The organism is Clostridium sp. C8, assembly GCF_001010885.1.
GTDB lineage: Bacteria > Bacillota > Clostridia > Clostridiales > Clostridiaceae > Clostridium > Clostridium sartagoforme.
In genome coordinates, this window is sequence record NZ_LBMX01000065.1 from 41,121 (window position 1) to 47,491 (window position 6,371).

6 protein-coding genes are annotated in these 6,371 nt (G+C 24.6%); 3 read left to right on the forward strand and 3 right to left on the reverse strand.

Annotation, left to right across the window (positions count from 1 at the left end; translation table 11 throughout):
- Window positions 1–64 precede the first annotated feature (64 nt).
- From AAT22_RS10405 to AAT22_RS10415, 3 genes are all read left to right on the forward strand, one after another.
- Window positions 65–502 (forward strand): N-acetylmuramoyl-L-alanine amidase, encoded by a 438-nt coding sequence (locus AAT22_RS10405; protein ID WP_047001156.1) that lies wholly within the window; start codon window positions 65–67, stop codon window positions 500–502.
- A 150-nt stretch (window positions 503–652) separates the two neighbouring features.
- Window positions 653–1,663 (forward strand): pyruvate kinase, encoded by a 1,011-nt coding sequence (locus tag AAT22_RS10410; protein ID WP_047001157.1) that lies wholly within the window; start codon window positions 653–655, stop codon window positions 1,661–1,663.
- A 501-nt stretch (window positions 1,664–2,164) separates the two neighbouring features.
- Window positions 2,165–2,938: a response regulator gene (locus AAT22_RS10415; RefSeq protein ID WP_016207223.1), complete on the forward strand. Its 774-nt coding sequence runs from the start codon at window positions 2,165–2,167 to the stop codon at window positions 2,936–2,938.
- A gap of 166 nt (window positions 2,939–3,104) precedes the next feature.
- Here AAT22_RS10415 and AAT22_RS10420 read toward each other — a convergent pair whose 3' ends face one another.
- From AAT22_RS10420 to AAT22_RS18580, 3 genes are all read right to left on the reverse strand, one after another.
- Complete coding sequence (locus AAT22_RS10420; protein ID WP_016207222.1) at window positions 3,105–3,425, reverse strand: DUF1540 domain-containing protein; 321 nt, start codon at window positions 3,423–3,425, stop codon at window positions 3,105–3,107.
- Between the two features lie 26 nt (window positions 3,426–3,451).
- Window positions 3,452–3,994 (reverse strand): NADH peroxidase, encoded by a 543-nt coding sequence (locus tag AAT22_RS10425; protein WP_016207221.1) that lies wholly within the window; start codon window positions 3,992–3,994, stop codon window positions 3,452–3,454.
- 140 nt (window positions 3,995–4,134) lie between these two features.
- The gene (locus tag AAT22_RS18580; RefSeq protein WP_052953940.1) at window positions 4,135–6,252 is read right to left on the reverse strand and encodes a HAMP domain-containing sensor histidine kinase; all 2,118 of its coding nucleotides are present in this window, start codon (window positions 6,250–6,252) and stop codon (window positions 4,135–4,137) included.
- Between the last annotated feature and the right edge of the window lie 119 nt (window positions 6,253–6,371).

Genomic DNA, 6,371 nt, shown 5'->3' on the forward strand with positions numbered 1-6,371 from the left:
CTTTAGAACATATTCATACAAAAGAGAATAGAATGAACTAATAATAATTTTCCTTGGAGGCAAAGTGAAATACGGAATAGATATAAATAATACTGAAATTTTAAAAGCTATTTCACAAAAATTAAAGGAAAGTGGTAATTTTATTGTTGACTTGTATCAAGGTCAAAGTACAGCAAGAAGCTTGTTAAAGAAGGTCCTTATAGCAAATATAACAAATATAGATTTTTATGTTGGAATAGAATTTAAGAAAGATATTTCACAATGTGAAATATTTTATGATAACAATGAGAAGTCTAAAAAATGCAGTGAAATGGTAAATAAATTATTAAATGAAAATATAAAAAATATAATTTGTAAACAGGGAGATCATTTATACTTGCTTAAAAATATAAATGCACCAGCTTTATATGTTAAAATACCAGTAGAAGCTGAAGAGACAATAGAACAATTATATATAGAAGGAATCGTTGATATACTAAATGAAATCCCAAATAGGGAGTGATAGTAATAATGATTATTTAATATGATATAAAATTATCTTAAATAAAAATAATTTTATATCATATTTTCATTATAATTATAAATAAATTTTTGTAATAAAAATTGAATTTCTGTAGTAAAGATAATTATGATCAATAATTAGGAGAAAATTATGCATATAATAGCCACTATAGGACCAAAATCTACAGATAAATGGATTATTAAGGAACTAATAGAAAATGGAGTAGATATATTAAGACTAAATTGTTCTCATTTTAATAAAGAAGAATTTGAATATGTAATAAAATATTCTAAAGAACTAAAAAGAGATATACATATACTAGTTGATTTATGCGGGAAAAAAATAAGAGTATCTAAGGACTTAAAATATATATACAAAGTTTATAATGGACAAGAAGTTTACTTTTGTGGAGAAGATTTCTATAGAGGTATAGATACTTTAAAATTAAAAGACATGAAGCTAATTCCATTGACAATAGAAACCGATGAAATAATTAAAAGTAATATAAAAACTATTTCTATGAAAGACAATACAATGAATTTTGAAATAATTAAAATAGATAAAGGAGTAATAAATGCTAGAGTTATAAAAGGTGGAATTATAAGAGGGGGTAAGGGCTGTAATTTATCAGGTATTTATGATGATAAAAATTGTTTAAGTGAAGTTGATAAAGAGAACATATTGTGGGCATTAAATAACGATGTAGATATTATATGTCAATCATTTGTAGAAAAAAAAGATGATATAAATATAATAAAAGAAATTATAAAAGGTAGTAGCAAAGATACAAACTGTAAAGTTTGGGCAAAACTGGAAACACCTACTGGCATTAATAATATTGAAGATATTTTAAAGGTAGTAGATTCTATAGTTATAGGAAGAGGAGATTTAGTACCAGAGTCAGGAATATTAAATGCTATAAAGTTACAAGAAAAAGCTATTGAAACAATAAAATCAAAAAATAAAAAAGTAATTATAGCAACTCATTTATTAAATAGTATGAAAAATGGACATTTAGCTACATTACCAGAAATAGAAAGTATTCATCGATTTATAAAAGGTGGGGTAAGCGGTTTACTGCTAGCAGGAGAAACTTCTATAGGAAAAGCACCGATTCAAACAGTTAAATTTTTAAAGAATGTTATAGATTATTATCAATAATAGATAATAGAAATTTTAGGTGTATTTATGAATGAAAAAATAGAAAAAATTATAATTACAAGTTTATGGATATTATTAGGGAGTATAATGATTTTATTATTTTTATATGTATATAGATGGATAGCACATTTGGGATAATAAATTGCGAAGTAAAATTTCTAGATTGTAGTGCACAAGGCATAGTTTATTGGATAAAGTAACAGGGAATAGGTAACATGTAACCAGGTAACATGTAACAAGTAAGAGGTAATAGGTAACGGATGGTAGATTCTTTTAGAAAAAATAATTATTAAATATATAATCTTAATTTTTGATTATACTTGATACCTGATACCTGTTCCCTAGCAAATGAAAATAACTGTGAACTAAATAAACATATGTAAGTTATTGTTAAGAAAAATTTCTTTAGTTTAATTTTTTTATACAAGTTTAGAAGATTTAATTAAAAGAAGAGAAGAAATACTGTATAATGAAATTAGATTTAATAAAGGGGTGGTAAGTATGTGCAATATATTACATATTGAACAAAGTAGCTTTTTTTCTAAATTAGTAGAGAAAAACGTTGAAGAAAAAGGACATAATTATATTAATGTTAAGGATTTCCATGAAGCAAGAGAAGTATTAGAATCGCAAAATATTTGTCTTATAATTTCATCTTTATATGTAAAGGATGGAAATATTGAGGACTTTGTAAGAGAAGTAAATAACAAGTTTGATATTCCTATATTTGTTGTAACTAGTGAAGATATGAGTGATACAAGAAAAGATCTTATTAACCTTGGAATAAGTGAATATATTTTAAAAAAGGATTTAGAAGATGAAATAAGAAAATATTTAGATAATGTATTTAGGGAAGATGAATATATGAACAATCTTCAGGAAGCAAGTATAGCGATTGTTGAAGATAATAATTTCTTTATAGAATTAGAAAGAACAATATTAGAGAACAGAAAAATATGTAACGTAGATTATTATGAAGATGGAAAATCTTTAATAGAAAGTGGGAAAAAGTATGATATATACTTAATAGATATTATACTCAAAAATGAATTTGGAAAAGATCTTATTAGAAAAATAAGAAGAAATAATATAGATTCATCAATAATAGCAGTTACTGCATTAGATAATAATAAAGCATTATCTAAAATATTAGATAGTGGAGCAGATGATTTTATCACTAAGCCGATAGACGAGGAGTTGTTTATAGCTAAGTTAAAGTCAAATATAAGGGTGTATAATCTTCAAAAGAAGTTAAATGAACTTAAGAAAAATTAAGAGTCTTAAGAAAAAAGAAATACTTTCTTATATTTTTTGTAACAGTACTGACATAAAAGCATAGTATTATATGTATATAAGTTGTTAGCGCGGCTTAGCAATAAATAATTTATCCCCTTAATAAATAAAAAATGATATCCTTTGTTGGATATCATTTTTATTTATATTATTCTCTACAAAAACTTTCACAATTGGTTTGGCTATATAACTTAACGCTATTTCCAGAAATGTTTATAGAATTTAGTGAACATAATTGATTTTCATTATATTTACAACTATTAACCTTACAGACTAAGCAACTACAAGGATCCCCCTCATCATAGGCATTATTAGTTAAATTACCATAAGTTGCACGATCTAAAAACGATGAACAACATGTATCACATTCGCTATCTGAATTCTTTCCAACAACATTTATACGATTAGAAAAACAAATATTTTCTTTGTTATGGGAACAATTATTTGCACTACAATAAATTTTTTGCATTAGAATCTCTCCTTATCAATTAAATATTAACTAAAATATCTATTTAGCAGGCCTTTAAAAGCGCAACCATGTCTTGCTTCATCCTTGCACATTTCATGTACAGTATCATGAATTGCATCGAGATTACGTTGCTTAGCTAAATCAGCAAGTTTCTTTTTACCGTCACAAGCACCATATTCAGCTTCGACTCTTGCTTGTAAATTAGCTTTTGTATCAGCAACTACAACTTCACCTAAAATTTCAGCAAATTTAGATGCATGTTCAGCTTCTTCATAGGCAATTCTTTTATATGCCTCAGCAATTTCTGGATAACCTTCACGGTCAGCTTGACGTGACATAGCTAGATACATTCCAACTTCAGTGCACTCAGCGGTAAAGTTAGCTCTTAATGCATCTAGCATATCTGGTTCAAGATCATTTTTAGTACCAATTTTATGTTGATCTGCCCATCTCATTTCATCAGTAATTTCTTGGAACTTTTCAGAGCCTACTTTACAGACAGGACAAAATTCAGGTGGAGCATCTCCCTCATGTATATAGCCACAAACAGTACAAACAAACTTTTTCATTTAGAATCCTCCTTAAAATATATTTAGACAATAATCTAAAATGCAATAGTAGTATTTGCTAAATGATATAAAAAATACATTTATATAAAAATATATACTAAAAAAGTAGTTTGTTTGATACAATTTTCAAATATTAGTATTTAGAACAATTCATATATATCAGATAGTTCTCTTAGTATTTTTTCATCATCAATAAAATGCTTAAAATCAACATCGATTGAATCATTAACTTCTAACATATTAGAAAAGGTTATTACAAATTCACAGCCATCAGTATAGTCTTTGTTAAGATAGATATATCCTCCCTGCATTTCCACCAACCCTTTTGTTATTGATAAACCTATTCCACTTCCTTCTGTATTTCTAGATAAAGTTGTATCTACTTTAAAAAAGCGGTTAAAAACTAAATCTTTTAAATTATCAGGTATTCCAATACCATCATCTCTCACAATTATTTTTAAATCAAAATTTGTTTTATCAAGTTTAACTAGTATATTTCCATTAGTCCTAGTAAATTTAATAGAATTAGATAATAAATTTAATAATATTCTTTCTAATGCATAAGGATCTAGCTTCATATATAAATTTTCTATGTTAGTATCAAAAATAATATTAAGGCTTTTATATTTAGTGTACGGGATTACAGATAATGTTAAATTTTCTATAAAAGGTACTATATCTAAAGGAGAGGTATTCAATTGTACAGATCCAGAATCTATCTTGGTTATATCTATTAAATTATTTATGAGCTTTAGCATTCTCAAACAATTTTGTTTTATACTTCTTTCATATTTAAAAAAGCAATCTTCAATATGATATGAATCCTTATCTTTTAAGGAACTCATAAGCTGAACATAAGAATAAATTATGTTGACTGGAGTTCTAAGTTCATGACTAAGATTAGAAAAAAAGTTATTCTTTACAGAATGATAGCTTTTGGAATTCTCATAGTCCTCAAATAATCTAATAAACAAATCATGATTTTTGATTTTGTCATATCTTTCAATTATATAGTTAGACTTCTTAAAATATATGAGAGATTCCTTAAAATCAGAAAGAGCTTCATAATCTTTAGATATTAGCTTAAAAGAATTAATAGTTCTTCTATCCTGAAACTTTTCAGAATAGAGTAGCGATTTCTTATGATGAAATAAAGCATTTTTATAATCTTTTAATTTAAAGAATACATTACCATATGAAATTTCCAGCCAATAGCAAAAGTCCATAAATCTAAATTTGGAAAGATTACTTTTATAAATGTATGAAGCATTGTCTAAGTAATAAAATAAATCAGTTAAGGGATTAATATCCTTTGATATTTTAAATTTAACTTGTAGTAAATTATATTTTGCTAAATAAACATCAAAGTAAAAACTTTCTATCTTGTATAATTCTTTTTTGTAAAGTTCTAAAAATTCTTCTATGATTTCAGAATTTTTATTTAAGTTTATATAAATTTTAATGATCTCATTATATATCTTTATTTTTAAGGGACATGGTAAAATTTCATTAAACTCTCTTATTATAAAATTCAATATTTCTAAACTATCATTAGTTTTATCGGATGATCTATAAGTTTTAGCAATATAGAAATTGATTAAAATTTTTAATTTATCATCTTTATTTTCTTTAGCTATTGATAAGCCTTTTTTAAAAAGCTTTATAGCAATATTATTTAAATTTAGATATTTAAAATAAATAACGCCAAGCTTTAGATATGCTTGAGAAGAATAAGAATATTCTGCTTCAGACAAAAGTCTAAAGGCATTATTAATATTAATATATACTGAAGAATCAAATTTACATATTTTCAATTTTGTAATAGATACATTAATATAAAGAAAAAGTAATGATTCATTTTGGAAGTTGCTTTCTAAAAAATTAATTGCTAAATCAAAATATTTCTTACTATATTCAAAATTATTTAATTTTAAATATAGAATTGAAAGCATAGAATAAATATTTCCTGCAATGAATACATTTTTTATAGAATTTATATCTTTAAGTAAATCTTCAAATATTTCAATAGCAGAGAAATAGTCTTCCATTTTATCTTTACATAATCCAATTATAAATTTAACTAGTGTTTCGTCATCAACCTCAAGTATTTCATTAATTAAGATATTTTCCATATTATCATTCAAATCTTTAATGTAATGATTTTCTACAAAAAAATCAGGAGTAAAGAATAAGTAATTTACTGTATCAACATAAGAATTATTAATATTGTTAATTATACTTTTATGATTAATCTCCATTAATGTCACCTCCTGTGAAAAACGATTTAATATTTATAATTTTACCATTAATAGAAGTTTTTGTAAATATTTATAGAAAAATATTAGAAAAATAATTATTTTGTAATAAATATGTATAG

What these genes read in the sequence shown, in the direction of transcription:
- AAT22_RS10410 (WP_047001157.1), top strand. Translation starts at nt 653, where the DNA reads ATGCATATAATAGCCACTATAGGACCAAAATCTACAGATAAATGGATT.
- AAT22_RS10415 (WP_016207223.1), top strand. Translation starts at nt 2,165, where the DNA reads ATGTGCAATATATTACATATTGAACAAAGTAGCTTTTTTTCTAAATTA.
- AAT22_RS10420 (WP_016207222.1), bottom strand. Translation starts at nt 3,425, where the DNA reads ATGCAAAAAATTTATTGTAGTGCAAATAATTGTTCCCATAACAAAGAA.
- AAT22_RS10425 (WP_016207221.1), bottom strand. Translation starts at nt 3,994, where the DNA reads ATGAAAAAGTTTGTTTGTACTGTTTGTGGCTATATACATGAGGGAGAT.
- AAT22_RS18580 (WP_052953940.1), bottom strand. Translation starts at nt 6,252, where the DNA reads ATGGAGATTAATCATAAAAGTATAATTAACAATATTAATAATTCTTAT.